General features: G+C 62.7%; 10 protein-coding genes. 1 reads left to right on the top strand and 9 read right to left on the bottom strand.

Features of this window, described 5'->3' with window-relative positions:
* The first annotated feature begins 131 nt into the window (after nucleotides 1–131).
* Nucleotides 132–653, top strand: a complete 522-nt coding sequence (locus ACODTA_RS20040) for a retropepsin-like aspartic protease family protein (RefSeq protein WP_489067885.1) — start codon at nucleotides 132–134, stop codon at nucleotides 651–653.
* A gap of 22 nt (nucleotides 654–675) precedes the next feature.
* Here the strand turns inward: ACODTA_RS20040 and ACODTA_RS20035 are convergent, their stop codons facing one another.
* The 9 genes from ACODTA_RS20035 to ACODTA_RS19995 form a co-directional block, all read right to left on the bottom strand.
* Nucleotides 676–1,176, bottom strand: a complete 501-nt coding sequence (locus tag ACODTA_RS20035) for a hypothetical protein (protein WP_489067883.1) — start codon at nucleotides 1,174–1,176, stop codon at nucleotides 676–678.
* Nucleotides 1,177–1,237: 61 nt separating this feature from the next.
* Entirely contained in the window at nucleotides 1,238–2,392 is a 1,155-nt protein-coding gene (locus ACODTA_RS20030) for a beta-barrel domain-containing protein (RefSeq protein ID WP_489067881.1), read from the bottom strand.
* Between the two features lie 24 nt (nucleotides 2,393–2,416).
* Nucleotides 2,417–4,531 carry an ATP-binding cassette domain-containing protein gene (locus tag ACODTA_RS20025; RefSeq protein ID WP_489067880.1) on the bottom strand — a complete coding sequence of 705 codons (2,115 nt, stop codon included), beginning with the start codon at nucleotides 4,529–4,531 and terminating at the stop codon, nucleotides 2,417–2,419.
* A complete protein-coding gene (locus tag ACODTA_RS20020) occupies nucleotides 4,528–5,871 on the bottom strand; it encodes a TolC family protein (protein WP_489067878.1) in 1,344 nt (447 codons plus the stop codon). The genes ACODTA_RS20025 and ACODTA_RS20020 overlap by 4 nt, the downstream gene beginning before the upstream one ends.
* A 142-nt stretch (nucleotides 5,872–6,013) precedes the next feature.
* Nucleotides 6,014–6,190 (bottom strand): hypothetical protein, encoded by a 177-nt coding sequence (locus ACODTA_RS20015; protein WP_489067876.1) that lies wholly within the window; start codon nucleotides 6,188–6,190, stop codon nucleotides 6,014–6,016.
* Nucleotides 6,191–6,485: 295 nt separating this feature from the next.
* On the bottom strand, nucleotides 6,486–7,664 hold the full coding sequence (locus ACODTA_RS20010; RefSeq protein WP_489067874.1) for a glycosyltransferase: 1,179 nt from the start codon (nucleotides 7,662–7,664) through the stop codon (nucleotides 6,486–6,488).
* A 64-nt stretch (nucleotides 7,665–7,728) separates the two neighbouring features.
* The gene (locus ACODTA_RS20005; protein ID WP_489067872.1) at nucleotides 7,729–9,276 is read right to left on the bottom strand and encodes a methyltransferase regulatory domain-containing protein; all 1,548 of its coding nucleotides are present in this window, start codon (nucleotides 9,274–9,276) and stop codon (nucleotides 7,729–7,731) included.
* Nucleotides 9,277–9,569: 293 nt separating this feature from the next.
* The gene (locus tag ACODTA_RS20000; RefSeq protein ID WP_489067870.1) at nucleotides 9,570–10,199 is read right to left on the bottom strand and encodes a hypothetical protein; all 630 of its coding nucleotides are present in this window, start codon (nucleotides 10,197–10,199) and stop codon (nucleotides 9,570–9,572) included.
* A gap of 143 nt (nucleotides 10,200–10,342) precedes the next feature.
* A complete protein-coding gene (locus ACODTA_RS19995) occupies nucleotides 10,343–19,186 on the bottom strand; it encodes a beta strand repeat-containing protein (protein ID WP_489067868.1) in 8,844 nt (2,947 codons plus the stop codon).
* Nucleotides 19,187–19,230 lie beyond the last annotated feature (44 nt).

Genomic DNA, 19,230 nt, shown 5'->3' with positions numbered 1-19,230 from the left:
GCGCGAGCCGGTTTTCGAACCCCTGGTCGATCCGGGATGTTCCGATGAATGCGATGGGCGGTTCGCCGCGATCGTAACAAGCGCGCATCCGCTTGGCGCTTTGTTAAAGGCTGCCATGCAATGGTGGACGAATGGCGAGAATTGTCGTCCCCCTGTTGCTGCTGATCGTCGCGCTCGTATCGCTGAGGCCGGACGGACGCGCACCGGCGTCGCCCGTGCCCCTATCACATATGGTCGAGGCAACGCCGCAGGCCGCTGCGAAGCTGGCGCCCGACGCCGGCAACGGTTTCGCGGGCACCACGCTGACGCGGGAGTCCGACGGGCATTTCTATGCCGATGCGCAGGTCAACGGCGCGACCATCCGTTTCCTTGTCGATAGCGGCGCGAGTGCGGTCGTACTGAGCCGCGCCGATGCACAGCGCGCCGGAATCGCGGCGTCGGCCGGCGAATTCACCGCGGAGGCCCAGGCCGCCAGCGGGGTGGTGAAGCTGAAGCCCGTCGTGATCGACAGGATCGCGATCGGGCCTGTCTCCGCGAAGGGCGTGGCGGGCGCCGTCGCCGAAACTGACATGCCCATTTCCCTGCTGGGACAAAGCTTCCTCGCCCGCGTATCACGCGTCGAGATCGAGAAGGACGCGATGCGGTTGCGCTGACGGCGCGGCGCGATAGCCCTGATCAGTGCCGGGTGGCGCCGCTTGCAGGGGCGGCATTGCCCTCAATCATCCATTCGGGCCACACGTCGAGCGGCCAGGACGCGGTCTCGAACTGGCGATGAAGCATGCTCAGCCATTGGCGAACGAGCGTCCGGTCGAGCACGATGCTCGGCTGGAAATCGAGATCGGATTCGAAGAAGAGGCCAATCTTCTCGGCCGACAGCTTGAGCGTGATGTTGGTCACCAGATGGATGGGCACATCGGGATCGGCAACGACGGGTCGCGAGGGCTTGATATTCGACACCGCCTGCGCCTGCTCCTGCGCCATCATCGCATCGCGCACGGTCGGCAGCGGAATCCCCTCCGCCTTTTCCATATGGTTGGCGAGCGCCCGGACGAGCAGGCGGGCCAGCCGCTGCGTCAGCCACATGCGGACGGTACGCGCGTCGTCCAGCAAAGTGGCGAAGTGGATGCGGTCCTCCGCCTGCACATAGGACAGGGTGATGCTGGTGATCTTCGCCATGATGACGACAGGATAGGGATTATCCGGGGCGCCGCAACCATGGCGGCGCCCCGAAGCCGTATCAGCGTTCGCCCATCGATTCCGATGCCGTCTTCAGGATCGGCTTGGTCAGATAGCGGAACACGGTGTTCTTGCCGGTGATGATTTCCGCGATCACCGTCATGCCCGGCTGGATCGCGATCACCTCGCCCGGATGCTTGGGCCGCATCTTCGAAATATCGACCTCGACGTTCACGCGGTAATAGATGTTCTGCGATCCGTCTTGGCGCTGCTCGGCCAGGGTATCGGGGCTGATATACGTCACCTTGCCATGGCCGGCGCCATAGATGCCGCTGTCATAGGCGTCGAACTTCACCGACGCGGTCTGGCCCAGCTTCACGAAGGCGATATCGCGCGGCGCGACCTGCGCCTCGACGATCAGCTTTTCGCCGGTCGGCACGATCTGGAGCACTTCGTCGCCGGGGCGTAGCACGCCGCCCACCGTCGTCAGGCGGACATTCTTGACGATGCCGTCGGTCGGCGCGATCAGGTCGGTCGCCTTCAGCGCGTCCTCGCGCTGCGCCATCACCTGCTGCGCCGTCACCAGATCCTCTTCGGTCTTGGCGAACTCGGTCTGCAGATCCTGAATATATTTGGCCTGCTTGCCGGAAATCTGACCGTCGACATCGACCATGCCGCGCTGCATGCGGATCACTTCGGATCGGGCGACGTCGCCGCTCTTCACCAGCGGCAGGTTCAGGTTGAGCTCTTCCTGCATCAGCGTACGCATCGATCGCAGCGCCGACAGATCGGACTGCAACGCCGCACGGCGCTTGATATAGAGCTGCCGCTGGTTCGCGACGAATTCGGTATAGGACGCGACATCCGCCGGAAAATTGAGCGGACGATCGTAGAGCTCCGCCTGGATACGGGCCATCTGGCTCTTGAGCGCCGCCGCCTTGGCGCGGCTTTCAGTCACCGCCGCCTGCAGCTTCACCTTGTCGAGCACGACCAGCAATTCGCCACGCTTCACCAGATCGCCTTCGCGAACACGGATCTCCCCGATCACACCGCCATCGGCACTCTGGATGATCTGGACGCGCCCAATCGGGATGACCTTGCCGGGCGCGCGCGTGATCTGATCGAGCTCCGCCCAGAGTGACCAGGCAATGAACGCGATCAGCGCGAACGCGATCGTGATGATGATCCAGCTCGACGTCTTCATCCGAGTCAACATGGCTTCAGGCTTTCAATGCTTGGATCAACGACCCGCCGTGGCGGTGATCGGGGAAACCGTCTTGGACGGCTGCTGCTGCGCGGGCGGCTTGGGCTGGAGACGCTGGATAACCTCCGCGGTCGGCCCGTCGAGCAGGACGCGCCCATTGCCCATCACGATCACACGCTGGACGCGCGCAAGCAGTTGCAGGCGATGCGTGACGATCAGCATCGTCTGCTGCGGACCCAGCGCCTTTTCCAGCGCCGCCAGCACCGCGACCTCGGTATTCTGGTCGAGATTGGCGGTCGGTTCGTCGAGCAGCCACACAGTGGGGTTGGCCAGCAACATGCGCGTCATGCCGACCAGGCTGCGCTGGCCGCCGGACAGCCCGCGCCCACCCTCCTGGATCTGGAGGTCGAGGCCGAGCGGATGCGCCGAGATCATGTTGACGAGCCCGGTCTTCTTCGCGGCTTCCATCACCGTGTCATCGCCGACATTGCCCATGCCCATCGTCAGGTTTTCACGCAGCGATCCGTTCACCAGGCGAAAATCCTGGGGCAGATAGCCGATATGCTGACGCAGCACGTCGTCGGCGATCTGCGTGAGATCGAGCCCGCCGATCTTCGCGGTGCCGGCCTGGGCATGAAAGATGCCGGCCAGGATACGCAGCAAGGTCGTCTTGCCCGAACCGACGCCGCCGATGATGGCGACGCGCTCGCCAGGCCGGAACTCCAGCTTGGGAACGTCCAGCCCCTCGCGCGCACCGGGATAGGCGAATTTGATATTGTCGATCTGGATCGGCCCGTTGAGGCTGCCCGGCCGGAGCGAGGATTCGCTCGACGTGCGGTCGAGGGGCAGCTTGAGGATACTGTCCAGCGCCTTGAGCGACGAACGCGCATAACCCCATTGGACGATCAGGTTGGGCAGCATCGCGATCAGCGGACCGTTGATCCGCCCCGCGATGATCGAACAGGCGAGCAGGCCGCCCGACGTCATGTTGCCCTGGCCGACTTCATAGGCGCCGACCGCCATGATCGCAACATAGGCGATCTGCTGGAGCGTCGAGAAGACCGAGCCGGCCATGGCCGAGCTGCGCTTTACCGGATCCTCGAAATGATGGACCTCGCGGATCAGCCGGTTCCAGCGGCCGAGCATGAACCAGCCGCCACGGCCCGCCTTGATCGATTCCGCCGCATCGAGCGATTCGACGAGCATGCCGTTCTTACGGTTGCCGCTCACCTGCGCGCGATCGGTGCCGTTGCGGATCATCTTGGCGAGGCCAAACGCCATCAGCAGCGCGATCGGCAGGCTGACGATGGGCACGATCGCGACGACGCCACCGAGCAGCCCGATCACGACGATGAAGAACAGCGCGAAGGGAAGGTCGGCAAGCATGAACAGCGATCCCGACGACATCACGCCGCGAACCTGTTCGAGCCCGCGAAGCTGCGCGGCCATGGTGCCGATGCCCGGTGGACGCGCGTCGAGCCGCACCGCCTGCGCGCGGGCGAAGAAATATTCGGAGACTTCCGCATCGATCTCGGCGGCTTCGCGTTCGATCATGAGCGCGCGCACCGATCTGAGCGTGAAATCGATGATCAACGCGATCGTCACGCCGATGGTGAGCACCCACAAGGTGGAATAGCTGCCCAGCGGAATCACGCGATCGAAGATCTGCATGGAATAGAGCGACGTTGCCAGCGTGACGATATTGGCGAAGACCGTCGCCAGCGTCGCCATCACCAGCACATGCTTGCGCCGCATGATCGCACGCCAGAAGACCGAGATCGCACTTGGCGTCTGCCCGGTCTGCAGCGGATCGGGGAAGGTGATATCGTAGAAGACGAGCCCGTCATGATATTCGAGCAACGGCAGATGAAGGCCCGAAAGCCTGATCATCTCCTCGCTCTCCCATTGCTCGGCGACGGCCCAGCCAATCTCCGCCTGGTAGACGAGCAGCGGAAACTGATCGGCGCGCGGCCGGGTGTGGAATGGCACCGGTGCCGGCCAGCCGAGCTGCGCGCAAAGCTGGGTCACGTCGGTGGCGCCGAGATCGAGCTCGATTCCGCCGAGTTCCTGATCCCATTTGGGCGCGAGCGACATGCCCTTGATCTGGGCGAAATGCTCCACGGCGCCGCGGATGCTGGTATCTGTCGTCATTTGCCTGAATCCACCTGTTCGCCGCCGATCGGCCGGGGCTGCCAGCCGCATGTGCGCAACCATATGCGCGCGTTCGAAGACATTGCGCCGACTTCCGCATCGGCCACGGACAATTCGGAGTTGGTCGCCTCGCGCACCGCGTTCATCACGTCGAGCCAGGTGCGCCGACCGGCGATGAACTGGCGCTTGTAGGATTCGGTGACCATTTCCGCTGAGCTAGATGCACGCGAGCCTGCGGCAACACGGTCGCGCGACGCGCGATTGGTCACGAAATCGAGCCGAAGCGCTTCACGCAGTTCGCGTTCGGCGGTCGAGATATTGAATTCGCTGCCCTGCACGCGCGCGCGCGCGGCACCAACCGCCGCGACTTGCGAAAGTCCGGCCCCGGTCTGTGCACGCAAAGCCACGCCGGCGCGCGTACCGGTGATCTCGTTGTGCGAAAGTTGACCGAGCAATTGCGGGAACAATCCCGCCTTGGCCACCTTCGCTTCGGCGCGAGCGGCAAGCACCTCGGCGCGCATGCGCTGCAACTTGGGATCGCAGGAAAGCGCGCGATCGATCGCCCCTGCTTCCGATGGATGCGAGATCGCCGGATCATAATCGGGCACGTTGCCGAGATTGATCGAGGTCGTGCCGACCAGTTCGACGAGCTGGCTGTAGCTGGCGGTGCGCTGGGCGCGCGCCAGCGCCAGTTCCTGCTCCATCTGCGCGGTTCGCGAGGTTGCCAGATCGAGATCCGATTCCGGACTGATTTCCTGCCGCACGCGGTTCGAGATCGTATCGAGCAACGTCTTGTGCTGCGCGAGCCCGCCTTCGAGCACGGCCTGCCGCCGCGCAGCGGCCGCGACGTTGTAGAAAGCCTCGATCACGCGCAATGCGACTTCGCGCGCGGTTTCGTCCACTGCGGCGCGCCGAACGAGCCAAAGCGCTTCGGCGCGATCGATCGTGCCGCCGATCCTGCCGAAGGTCAGGATTGGTTGCTCGACCGTCGCGTTGGCGGCGACGCCATTCTGCGAAGCGGTTTGCGACCCACGCGTGATCGCCAGCGCCTCCACCGTCAGGCTGGGATAACGTAGCCAGCGCGCGCCGCGCAGATCGGCGCGCGAGGCGCGCAACTCGGCCTCCGCCGTGCGGATGGTGGGATAATTCTCGGTCGCGATCTCGGCGGCATTGAGCAGAGCGGACGGCACGCCGGGCGGCGACGCGAGCGCGACCGAGCCATCATTCGCCGGATCGGCGGGCGGGCCATAGGATTGCGTCTGCTGTGCTGAAAGCGCGGTCGCCCCTGTCAGGCAAAGCGACGCGCAGAGAAGGGCCGGCAGGCAAATCGACTTCGTCATGCTCTATCCATGATCACGGGGCGCGAACCGGGCCGCCGAACCGGCCGATACCGGGTCGAGGCGTTGGGCTCTATCGACTGCTGGGCTGAATGGAGACATGGCGCCCCGGAGGTTTCCAAGGGCGCCATGCGAAAAAATCGGCTTATTCCGCCGAGGCCTGAGCGGCCGCATCCTGTTCGCGGATCTTTTCGATCAGCGCCTGGAGCGACTCGACGATCGGGACGACGCGATTGGTCGGAATGATGATATCCTGACCGTTGACATCCTCACCCTTGGCATTGCGGTGGAACGTCTCGATCCGCAGAACCCCGTTCGCCACGGAGGCGCTCCCCAAACCTTCTACGTACATGAAATCCTATCCTTCAAACGAGATGCAGGCAGGCGCGGTAAGGCGCGCCACGCAACGCGACGACTCCCCCGAAAATCCACCTACTTAACGCATATAATAGCGCAACAGAGCTTATGCAAACTGTTAACCTGTCAGGAAAATACAACCAAAGCGGACATATTCTCCGGTTTCGAATGCCACCGGTGCCAAGCCCGCGAATACTGTCTCATCGGGCACGCCGATCGATCTTTCGCGTCTCCGTCCGATTGAAATTCCTCTCCCGACCTCAGCCGACAGCGGCCAGACGATCGACCCATTCGATCTGACGCGGCAGGCTGACGGAACGAAGATCATATTCCGCGACGGCGCGCTTGCGGGCCTTGGCACCCAGTTCCGCGCGCCGCTTCGGATCGTCGAGCAGGGCCACTATCGAGTCGATCAGCGCATCCCGATCGAAGAACGGCACCAGCACGCCCTGCTCGCCATCGTCGATCGCCTCCCGAACCGGCGGCGTGTCACTCGCGACGATCGCGCACTCCATCGCCATGGCCTCGATAAAGCTCCACGAAAGCACGAACGGGTACGTCAGATAGACATGGACGGTGGAAACCGCGAGCAACCCCAAAAACTGCTGATAAGGAATCTTACCGACGAAGTTGACGCGCGACATGTCGATCTGGTCGCTCACTTCCTGAAGGAAGATGTTGCGCCAGCTCTTGCCCTTGGGCGGCGGCGCCCCATAGCTCACTTCATCACCGCCGACGATGATGACGCGCGCATTGGGCCGGCGCCGCATCAGTTCGGGCAATGCCCGCATGAAGACGTGATACCCGCGATAGGGCTCCAGATTACGGTTGACGAAGGTGATCACCTCGTCGCCCTGCCCGACTTCGATCTCGTCATTCAGCCGCAGCTTCACGCCTGGAATGCGCTTGGCCCTATCGGTGTCGATGCCATCATGCACGATATGGATGCGGCTGCGGAACGGTTCCGGAAAGCTGTCCGCCTGCCAGCGCGTCGGAGCGATCCCGGCCGCCGCCTGTTCGAAATGAAGCAGGTTTCCGACATTCTTGATGAGCATGCGGCAGGCGCTTTCGTCGCGGTCGCCGCTGGGGAACTCCGCATCGAAATTCATGTCCGCGCCATCGGCCGAATAGAAGAACTCGCAATAGATGCCGAGCTTCGCATCGGGCCATACCGTCTTGAGGAAAAGGCTTTCACCCCAACCCGGATGCGCGATGATCACGTCGGGCGTGAACCCCTCCTCGCGCAGCTTCAGTGCCGAACGAAAGCTGGCATCGGCGCGGATGACCTTGCTGTCGAAATCGCGTGTCCAGGGGTGGCCGTTGGTCGCGGTGTTGTGCTGGGCGGCGCTGCGCACATAACGAATGCCCGGAAATCCCGGGAAATCGTTCATGCCCATGGCGACGACGGTATCGCCCCGCGCCAGCAGGGCTGGCGCCAAGCTACGAAATTGCCCCGGGAAATTCTGATGGACGAAAAGAACGTTCATGCGCGTGCCACCAACCTCACGCGACGGCGCCAACCCGCCGCCAGCGCGGCAGGTTATTGTCGATGAAAGCGGCGGACATGGCGTCGATCCGTTCCTGTGCGGCCGGGCCATCGAGCGGCTGACCATTTTGCTGCAGCTTGCGGCCAAGCCGGGCCAGTCGTTCGCTGAGGCCCTTGCCCAGCTTCGCGGCATCGGACTTGGGCGCGGCCAGCCAGGCGTCGAAGAGCATGCAATCGATATCGCTCACCGATAGCGCGGACCCCAGAACCGGAACCGCGAGATGCGTATAGGGCGCACCCTCGCACACGGCTCGCGCGAGCATCGTATTGAAGCGCTGCGCCGGCTTCGGATCGACACGCTTCGCGGCGCCGACGCCGATCCCGCCGGTATGGATCAAGAGCAACAAGGTCTGGATCGCACTGCTGGTGCCCTGCTTCCTGAACTCAGGCAAAGCGGCGATCTCGCCAATGGTCTTCGGGCCCTGCTCCAATGCGGTGATCGCTTCGGCATAAGAAGCCCGCCTGAGCGTCAGTTCGCCGAACGAAGTGCTGATCTTGAGCGTGTCGTCCTCTTCTTTCGGCGGTGCGACGAGATGCAGCTCCGTTTCGAAGGCGGTATCGATTCCGCGGTTGAACGTCCGCCGGGCGCCCCGGCAGAAAATGTCGCGACGAAAGCTCTGGTTGATCGCACAGTCCTGAACTTCCTGGCGGAAGATCAGATCGCCTTGGCCGGCAATGATATCGCGCGTATCCGCAGGGAGGAGTCCGGGCAGCATCAGTTCCGCCATGGTCGCGGCGCCAACAAAATTGAGCTTGGCCGTGCCGAATTCGGCCGCCACCTCCGAGAACCAGAGCGGGTGCCAGTTCTCATGGAGATATTCCTGGACGAGATAGGCGCGATTTTGCGTCTTCACCGAATCGATGCGCGCCTTCAGTGTCGGCAAGACGCGGAAGATCGCGGAGTTGCTTTCTCCCAGGCTCTCGAAGAGTTTCACGGTATCGTCGATCACCGCCGGCCCCGGCTTGGCTGTGACCATCTGCAGCCGCCGCGCCATATGCTGGAACGGCATGGTGCTTACCCAACCGGGCTTGGTATTGTAGCTGTTGTAGACAAGCCCACCCGGCGGCACCGCATGGTCGAGGCAACGAACGAGCGCGCGACGGACCTCGGGCGGGATCCAGCTATAGATGCCGTGCATCACGACATATTCAAACTGGCCCAGATCGGCCGGCCAGTTCGCGCCGAGTTCCGCGAAATCACCCTCGATGAAGCGGATATTGCTCAGCCCGGCCGCAGCGGCGAGCCCCTTCGAATGCGCGATATGTTCAGGGTTGAAATCGATGCCGACGAATTCGGCCGCCGGATTGGCGGCGGCGAGCAGGCAAAGGCCAACGCCCTGACCACTGCCCAGTTCGAGATAGCGAAAACCGCCATTGACGCCACGCGTGGGCGGAACGAACCCCGAGATGCGCGTACAAAGATCAAGCCAATCGGGCGAGAGTTCGCGATAGAAACCATATGTATAGCCCAGCGATACATTATAGCCGTGCGACCAGTCGCTCATCGCTTCCCCCTAAATCCTGTATGAACCGAAATGCTTAGAGCCTGATCGACCGGGGAGGAAGCACTTCTTGCTTCCAGCCCCGTCGCGAAAACCCACTCCTCGCCACGGGCCGGACCGCATCAAGATATTCGGACCCCGATTATTTCGGGTCGATTTCATCCCAGAGATTCCGGGCTGAGCCTGCACCATCGGGACGGGCCACTCCCGCCCCGGCACCACGTCGCAGTCGGCTCGTTGCCCGTCAAACCGGAAGTCGGGCAGCGGCCGAAGTCCCTCTCCGGCCGCCGAACCAATCAGGCGAAATTCACCACGAAATTGGTCATTCCCGATTCCGTCGAATTGCGCGCGAAGAAGCTGTGATCGATCTGCTCGATGAGCAGATCGGCAACAGCGACATCGCTGGCGTCAAAGACAGTCGCGGCGGGAGCATCGAGTGCCGCAAGCGCGGCTTTCGCGGCGGCATGATCGTCCGACGCCGTGGATTCAATTGCCGGCCCCGCAGCAAGCGCCGGTGCGGGTGCCGACGCTGGGGCCACGGCGGTGACCGTCGTGGTGACGACCTGGCTGCCGAACATGATCTTGCCGTCGGTGAAGATCAGAGAGCGGCTATCGCCATAAACACCCGCGGCGGTCTCGAACTGAACCGTCACACCGGCGAGACCGATGGGAATACGAGCGACCACACCATCAGAAGTGCTGACGAGTTCAGCGTTGGTGCCGATGAGCTGAATGGTGAAGTCGGTAGCGGTGTCGGCCAGCTTCACCGTATCGCCGCCGCGGGCAAAGTCGCCCTGAAAATAGGCGATGGTGTTGTCGAACACGATGACTGTTTCCGCACCCGCATTGCTGCCGAAGACATCGTAGGAACCAAGGATCGCGCCCGCCGTCGAGCCGGACTGAACGATAAGACGATTATTCGCCATACTGATTTACTCCCGTTTACCCCCGAGCCGTCCCCGGCGCTCCGCCGCACATAACCAAAAAAAAAGCCTCCGCGAAACCCGCGGAGGCCGAATTTTTTGCCGTTTTCTGCGGCCGCCCGCCGGGGCAGGCGGCCGTATCAGGATCAGGCGAAGTTGCCAGCGGTCCAGTCGAAGCCAGCCGTGTGGCTGACAAGACCGATGAACTCCACGTCGAAGTTGCTGGTATCAAGTCCGGCAACAGCTGCCGAGGCGCTGACATTGACCAAGTACAGGCCGGACTGGCCGCCACCATTCGGGCTTTCCAGCACGAAGAGGTGAGCACCCGCATCGGCAGTGCCGATCGCCTGAGCGATCGCCTGTTCAACCTCACCGCCATTGCCGATATCGGTCAGATTGACCGAGGCAAGGCCGTTGATCACCACGACTTCGGCATTGCCAATATTCGTGTTGGTGGTCGCCGCCACGCCAACGTTGATCGCCGTGTTCAGATCGTTCGCGCCGACATTGATGTTCAGGACATCGTTCGACGAGAAGTTCGAGATGGTCACCGAGGAGTCAGTGCCCGCCGCCGAACTGTCGATCGCTGCGGTGGTGATCACGACTTGGCTGGCCGTGCTGCCCAGATCGACCGACTGGTTCTTGAGAACCGTATCGGCCCCGCCGAAGGTGATCGTGCTGTTGCCCTGCAGAATGTAGTCCTCGATCGCGTCGAAGGCGGTGTAGGTGCCGCCCGTGGTGATCGTGACACCATCCGACGTGCCTGCCCCCGTCACGACCGTGAAGCCGTTATACTGCTTGCCCGTCATCGTGATGTCATCGGTGATGTTCAACGTCTCGGCCGTGGTGGCGTTGCCGTTGTTAATCTCGACCAGGTTGGCGCCGTTGGTGGCGATGAGCGTGTCATCAGCACCGGCCAGGTTGAAGTCGGCCGTCGAGGTCATCACCAGACCGCCCACATTCACGGTATCAGCACCGCCCGCTCCGTTAACATCCACACCCGCGAAGGTGAGTGTGATATTGGTGCCGCCGACGCCGTCGCCGTTGAGCGTATAGGTCTCGATCGCAGCCCAGGCGGTGAGCGTACCATCATCGGTAAGGATCATGTCATGACCGCCGCCAGCGGCGTTCACCGTGGTGAAGGCGTTATGTTGCGCAACAGTCAGCGTCAGATTGTCACCGAGGTTGAGCGTTTCCGCCGTCGTCGCCAGACCGCCGTTCACGCCGCTGATATTCGCGTCGTCATCGATGGTCAGCGTGTCGTCTGTGCCGGCCAAAGCCCAGGTACCAGCCACGACCAGATCATCGTCCACCGTGATCGTGTCTGCACCGCCCGCGCCGGTGATCGACACGTTCGGGTTAGACGCGAACGCACCCAGGAAGACGGCGGCGGTGATATTCACCTTGCTGCCACCAACGCCATCACCGTTCAGGACATAGCCTTCGACCTGGTTACGTGCATCGATCGTGCCGTCGTTGGACAGCGTGACCGTGTTGGTGCCCGTCGCCACGAAGTTCGTTCCGGTCAGGACACCGTCCGTCAGGAAGCCTTCATGCTGCGCAACCGACATGGTGACATTGCCGGTGATGTCGGCATCTTCCGCCGTCGTTGCTGCGCCGCCGTTCACGCCGCTGATGTTTGCACCATCGGTCATCACGATCTTGTCCTGACCGCTCAGCAGACCGCCTGCCAGCGAGTAGTTGCCGGTAACGGTAAGACCGCCGACAACAATCGTCGTACCGTTAGCAGCCGTCGTATCGGTGACGTTCACGCCGGTCTCGTTCGCGTTCACGATCAGCGTGTTGGACGCATCCGAGAGATCGTAATTCTCGACATTGTCAAACGCGGTCACCGTACCGCCATCGATGATCACCAGCGTATCCACACCGGCAGTCGCGGTGCTACCCGTGAAAGCCTCATGCTGTGCCTGGGTGAGCGTCAGATTGTTAGTCGCGCCGGAGAGCTCGAGATTCTCCGCCGTGGTGTCGCCACCACCATTGACACCCTGGATATCCGCTACGCCGGAAGCTTCGAGTGTGTCGTCGCCGCTGCCGAGTGCCCAGGTACCCGTGGCCACAACACCGTCACCAGCCACGATGCGATCGTTGCTGCCCAAGCCAGTATCCGAGATGTTTACGGCACCGTTCAGCTTGTTGATCACGAGCGTATTCGAAGCAGCGCTGAGATCGTAATTCTCGATCGCTTCCTCGGCATTCACCAGTCCGGCATCGGTGATCACCACCGTTTCATTGCCCGTCGCGATGAACGGAGCGGTGAAGCCCTCGTGCTGATCGACGGTCATGGAGACGGTGAAGCCAGCGCCGAGCTCAAGCGTCTCAGCGGTGGTTTCGTTGCCACCATTGATGCCCGAGAGATCGGTGTTGTCGGTGGTCACGATCAGCTGGTCACCGACGAAGCCGGTGTTGCCCGCCAGATCCAGCGTGACGCCGACGAACGAGGTTTGCGTACCCGTACGGACGATGTCGTTGTTGCTGCCCGACGTGATCACGCTCTCCGTGCCGGTGCCCGTTGCGAAGGAGAAGTCGTTCCCGGCGATGTTCGCCAGGACGTAGTTCTCGATCGCGTTGCGTGCGGTGACCGCGGCAACCGGACCAACGAAGTTGATCGTGTCGACGCCGGCGCCGCCCGTGGGCTGCAGCGTGTTGTACTGGCCGTACTTCATCGTCACCGAGCCGTTCACGGTCACGTTCTCGAAGTTCGTGATCGACGTGACGTTGGTGATGTCCGTGCCGGTGTTGAGGACCAGCGTGTCCGGATCGCCCGCACCGGTGCCGCCGTTGAGCGTGCCGGTGATGGCCAGGCCGTTCACGATGACCGTCTGAGCGTTGGCGGCGTCGCCCGTCACGTTCTGCGCGGCGGTGCCGAGCGTGAAGGTGAAGGCGTCGTTGAGCACATAGGTCTCGATCACGGCATTGCCGGTCACGGCGCCGTCGCCGTTGGCGTCGGTCAGCGTGAAGGTGTTGGTGCCGCCGGCGTTGATCGTGGTGAACGCATCGTGCTGCTTCTCGGTGGCCGAGATATCGCCGGTCAGGTTCAGGATCTCAGCCGTGGTGGCATTGCCGCCGTTGACGCCGCTGACGTCCGTTCCGCTCGCCGCGTTCAGGCTGTCGGTGGTGCCTTCGAGGAACCAGGTGCCCGTAACGGCGAAGCCGTTGACGACAACCGTGTCCTCGAACACGTCCGGGAAATCGAATGCCGTGATGTTCACATCGGCATTGCCCGAGTTCACGACGAAGGTGGTGTTGCTGTTGCCGTTAGCGACATATTCGTCGACCACGACTTCGGCATTCACCGTGCCACCCGTGGTGAGGCTGACGATGTTGGTGCCCACGCCGTTGTCGGTGATCGCGGCGAAGGCCTCATGCTGGGCGACGGTCATCGAAACCGTGCCACCGGTGAGGTTCAGCGTCTCGATCGCCGAGGTGTTGGCGGCAGCAGTGATGAAATCACCATTGCCCAGGCCGTAGAGAGCCGCACCGTCATTGAGACCACCGATATTGTCATTGTCGTCGAGCGTCAGCGTGTCGCTGGCGCCAGCGCCGCCGAGCGTGCCGGTGATGTTGTCGACGCCCGCGCCAGTGACGATCTCGTTCGTGCCCAGGCCGGTGTTCACATTCTGCGAACCAATGCCGAGGGTGAACTTGTCGTCGCCATCCGACAGGACATAGTTCTCGATATCCGCAAGACCGGTGATGCCGGTGCCGGCGAACGCCTTCTGGTTGGTCGCGCTGACGGCCACCGCAGCGAGCGTGCTGGTCGTGATCGTGATCGTATCGGTCGAGTTCGAACCGGTGTCACCCGCGTCGACGATGTTGCCAGCATTGCCGTTCGAACCGGTCGAACCGTGCTGCGCGGCGTTCATGGTCACCGAGGATTCGGTGATCAGCGTCTCGTCGATATCCCAGAGGTTCGCACCCGAGATATCGTCGCCATGATCGAGGACGAGCTGGTCGTAGCCAGCGCCGCCGTCGAGCTTGCCGGTGACGAGATCGATCGCACCGGTGCGGATCACATCGTCATTGACGCCGGTCTGCACGTTCTGGCCGTTGGCGCCGAGGGTGAAATCGTCACCCGCGGTGTTGCCGTCCGGATCGACAGTACCGTTCAGGATGTAGTTCTCGATCGAAGCATCACCCTGAACCGCGTAGATCGCGCCGACCAGCGTGATGGTCTGCGGATTGCTGGCGCCGTCCGTCAGGTTCAGGAACGTGTTGTGCTGCTTGTAGGTCATCGTGGCCGAACCGCTGATCTCGGCGACTTCGACATTGCTGATGTTCGAGGTCGAGATGTCCTGGTTGGTGATCACGACAGTGTCGTTGCCGAGGCCGCCATCGACGGTCCACGGGCCAACACCCTGAAGCAGGAAGCGATCGTCAAGGAAGGTGCCGGTGACCGAGCTGCCCGTGGGCACCAGGGTCGCGCCGACCACCGCACCGGTGGCCGCCGTGTCGAGCACATCCTTCGCCTGGAGCGAGGGAACGCCGGTGAGCACGATCTGGATGTCGTTGCCGTTAAGCACGCCGTCATCGTTCAGATCGACCCAGAGAGCGCCTTCGTCCTGCTGATAGACGATGTCGAGGATGCCGTCGTTCGCGGTGACCGCGCCCTGGGCCTGGCCGAAATTGGCCAGGTTACCAGCGAACTTGATCGTCGCGCCTTCGCCATATTTCGTGATCGCTTCGGCCACGTAGCGGATGTCGATGACGTCCGAACCCGAGGTGAAGCCCGTGACGGTGTCACGTGCGGTCGAGGTCGAGCTCTCCATGCGGGCACGATACAGGATCTGGTCGATGCCAGCGCCCGTGTCGATCACGTCGGCGCCAGCGCCGCCGTAGATCTGGTCATTGCCTGCGCCGGTCGAGATGTTGTCGGTGCCATCGCCACCATCGACGATGTCGTTGCCCGAGCCGGTCACGACGCTGTCGTTGCCGGTACCGGCGAAGACAGTGTTGTTGCCGTTGCCCGCATTGACGGTGTCGTTGCCCTGGCCGGTCACGATCGAGTCGTTGCCGGAACCGGCCGTGACGCTGTCATTGCCCTGGCCGGTAGCGATGTTGTTGTCGCCCTCGCCCGCATTGACGGTGTCGTTGCCGCTGCCGGTGGTGATCTGATCACCGCCGCCGCCGCCGATGACGTTCAGGTTCGCCGTCGCGGCGGAGCCCTGAAGGATCAGGATTTCGGCCGGAGCGTCGAGATCGCTGGCATCGATCGTCTGGCTGGTCGCGCCGGCCGAGAGGTCACCCGCCGCCGTGTCAACGATCAGCGTGGTGCTCGCCAGGCCGGTGTCGATGACCTTGATCGTCTCAACCTTCGTGACGTTGGTCAGATCGGCCACGCCGTTGCCGGCGCTGACGTTCAGCACGTCATTGACGGTGGTGCCGCCCTTGATCTGATCGCCTGCGGTCAGGTCCGAGTCGAGCGCGTTGATCGTGAGCACAGCCGCCGAGGCAAGCGCGTTGATCGTGTCATTGCCCCCCGTCAGGTTCACCGTCGTCGCGTTGTTGAACGCGGCGTCGAAGGTCACCTTGTCGTCACCCGCGGTGTCGTCGATGCGGACGATGCCCGCCTGGTCGGCTTCGAAGCCGAGCGTGGCGTTCAGGTCGCCGGCCGATTCACCGGTCAGAATCTCGACGTTCGAGACGTTGACGAATGCGTCGTCGGTCAGCGCGGTGTTGCCGAACTGCTGGCTCTGCACGATCCGGTCGAGGCCATCGCCGCCGTCCATCGTCACGGTCGAACCAAGGTCCTTGCCGTTGATGATGAGGGTGTCGACGCCCGAGCCGCCGTGGAAGTTGATGTTGTTGTTGGTGCCAACATTGCGCTTCACGACCGTGGTGTCAGTGACCGAACCGAAGACGTTGAACTGGAAGTCCGCATCGGTCTGGCCAGCGGCCAGGGTCATGGTGAAGCTGTCGTTCAGATCGGTCAGTGCCGAGGCGTCGACCTTGATCTGGGTCAGCGTGCCGACATTGCCGCCAGTGAAGGTCAGCGAGTTGTCGTTGACGTCGGCGAAGCCGTCATTGCCGACATCACCGCCCGCGAGGACCGTGAAGTTCTCGACGTCGCTGAAGTTGGTCAGGTTAACGTTGGCGTTCACCGTGCCGTTGGTGTTGTCGAGAATGACCGAGTCATCGCCCGCGCCGCCGGCATAGGAGTCGAAGTTGGTCAGTTCGGTGCCCTCGACGATCACCTGATCGTCGCCGTCGCCAGTGGTGTAGCTCTGGATACCGACGCCAGCATAGATGGTGTCGTTGCCCGAACCGGTCTTCACGACGTCGTTGTTACCGGCAACCGTACCTTCGACGATGACGGTCACGCCAACGGTGAAGGCCGAGGCGTCGATCACGGTGCCGCTGGTGTCGTCGGTCGAGACAATCGTGCGGATGCCCGCTTCCTGCGCTTCGGCTGCCAGGGTGTTGGTCTTACCCTCGGCAACGAACAGCGTTTCGAAGCTGTTGGCGTTGGTGAAGTCCGCATCGACGATGTCGCGGGTCGAGTCCGAGGCGTCGATCGTGTCGTTTCCGGCGCCGCCGGAAACGCTGTCGCCGCTGGTCAGCTCGCCGCCGACTTCGAGATAGTCGTCGCCGTCGCCCAGATCGACGCTGTCGTTTCCGCCCAGTTCGATGTTGACATAATCGTTGCCGGTGCCGGTCGTGATCGTGTCACCGACCACACCCGAGAACACCGTGTCTGCACCCGCGCCGCCGATAACGCTCATCGCGAAGTCGGTGACCGAATTGCTGCTGATGAACACGCCCTCGTCAGACAACAGCACATTACCGTCGATGGTCAGCGTGCCGTTCGCGGTCGGCGCATTATCGTTGTCGAGCGTGATGCTGTAGAGGTTTTCGTCAACGCTCTGCTCTTCCTCGAGCAGCACGATCTTCTCGATCTGCGAGAAGTGGCTGTTCGTGGTCAGCGTGGTGTCGCCGTCGAGGACCAGCGTGTCTGAACCGGCACCGGCACGGATCGTGTCGTCGTCGGTGACATTGTTGTTGCCGGGGGCCTTGATCGTGTCGTCGCCCGAACCGGTGACGATGCTGTCGATGCCGCCGCCGACACCATCGGTGTCGCCGGTGTAGCCGCCGATATTGACCGTCAGGTTCGACGTGAAGCCGCCAGCGTCGACAGTGTCGTTGCCGGTGTAGTTCCAGTCGGTGTTGATGATCTGGATGCCCGCAGCCTGCGCCTCGTTGATCGCGTCGGCATCACCGCCGTCATTGAGGTTCAGGTTGTGGTTCGCGCCCGTCTGGGTCAGCACTTCGAGGCTGGAGACGTGCGTGAAGTGCTCCGCGCTCGCAACGCCCTGGTCGATGCGCAGCTCGTCGGTGCCGTTGCCGAACGAGAAGCTGTCGAGCGTGACCACGTCGCCGTTGGCGTCGAATTCACCCGCCGCGACAGTCACGGTGTCGTCGCCGTCACCAGCGATGACGGTGTCGAAACCCGAACCGGTGAAGATCGAGTCGTTGCCCGCGCCGGAATCGACCAGATCGTCGCCGCTGCCGGCATTGATCGTGTCGGCGCCCGCGCCGGTCACGACGACATCGTTGCCCGAGCCTGCATTGACGGTGTTATCGCCGTCGCCGGCATTGATGTCGTCATTGCCGCCGCCCGAGCTGATCGTGTCGTTGCCCGCGCCGGCACGGATCGTGTCGCTGCCGCCGCCCGAGGTGACGGAGTTCGCGCCCTCGCCGGCATCGACGAAGTTGTCGCCGCCCGCGGCGTTGACGGTGTCGTCGCCGGTGCCGGTGCTGATCGAATCGTCGGCATTGCCGGCTTCGACGATGTCGATGCCCGAGCTGCCGATATAGGTGACGTCTTCGTTGCCGCCATCGTTATCCGAGAAGTCGATATCGACAGTCGCGGTCGAGGCCGACGCGTCGATCGTGCGCACCGTGGTGTTCAGCGCGTCGTCGATCTTCAGGTTCTGCGTCGCCTTGATGTTCAGCGTCGTCAGATCAGTGTCGAGCGTGTCGATGACCGACGCACCCTCTTCGTTCGAGAGGTTGACGGTCTCGATGCCGCCATTGGCGTCCGAAACGCTGCCGATCTTCAGATTGTCGGCATTGCTCGTCTTGATGACCACATCGACGACAGTCGCGCCGGCAACGACGCTATCCTGATACTGGACGTTAACGTCCGGCGTCGGATCGTTCGGCGTGCCGTTGGTGACGTTGTTGAGCTCGATATCCGCGCCGTTCGCATTGAGCGAGGTCAGCTGCGAGAAGGTGATGTCCTGCGAGCTGTTCAGCGCGACGACGGTCTCAACGCCCTTGGCGCCGGACAGGTCGAGCGTGATCGGCTGATCGTCGTCGTTGGTGACTTCGATGCGCTGGATGTTGACGGTGGTGAAGCCGCCATAGGTGTACGGACCTTCGAAGATGCCGGTCAGCGCGGTGTCGGCCGACAGGCTCAGCGTGTTGTAGCCGGCGCCACCGTCGAGCTTGTCACCCGCGTTGAGCGTGCGATTGAAGCCGATGAAGGTGTCATCTGCCGCGCCACCAGGCGTCGTGTCGACGCCAGCGGTCAGAACGATGGTGTTCTGGCTGTTGCCGTTGCCGCTGGGGGCGACACCGGTCGAGCCGGTGGTGACGGTCTGGGTGCCGAGAACGACGTTGGTGCCGTTGTAGATCAGCACGCGGCTGTCGACCAGGTTGCCGGCCGAGTTCTCGAATACGATGGTGGTGCCGTTCGTGCCCAGGTTCGGAATCGGGATCAGCACCGTGATGCCGTCGCTGGCACTGGTGAGCAGGATGTTCGAACCCTGGATCCGGACCGTGAAGTCGGTGGCGACGTCGGTCAGACGAATCGTGTCACCGCCGCGCGAGAAGTCGCCCTGGAAGTTGACGATCGTGTTGTCGAAAACCGTGACGGTTTCGGCACCAAGATTGGTGCCGAAGATGTCGTAGTTTCCAAGGATAGCGCCTGCGGTACCGCCCGACTGCACTACGATACGATTGTTAGCCATGATTAAAATCCCCGCATTAATCTATTTGATGAGTTGAACGCATG

The organism is Sphingomonas sp. FG14 (assembly GCF_057809675.1).
Note: the sequence above shows the minus strand (reverse complement) of the source record. Positions and strands in the feature narration are given on the sequence as shown.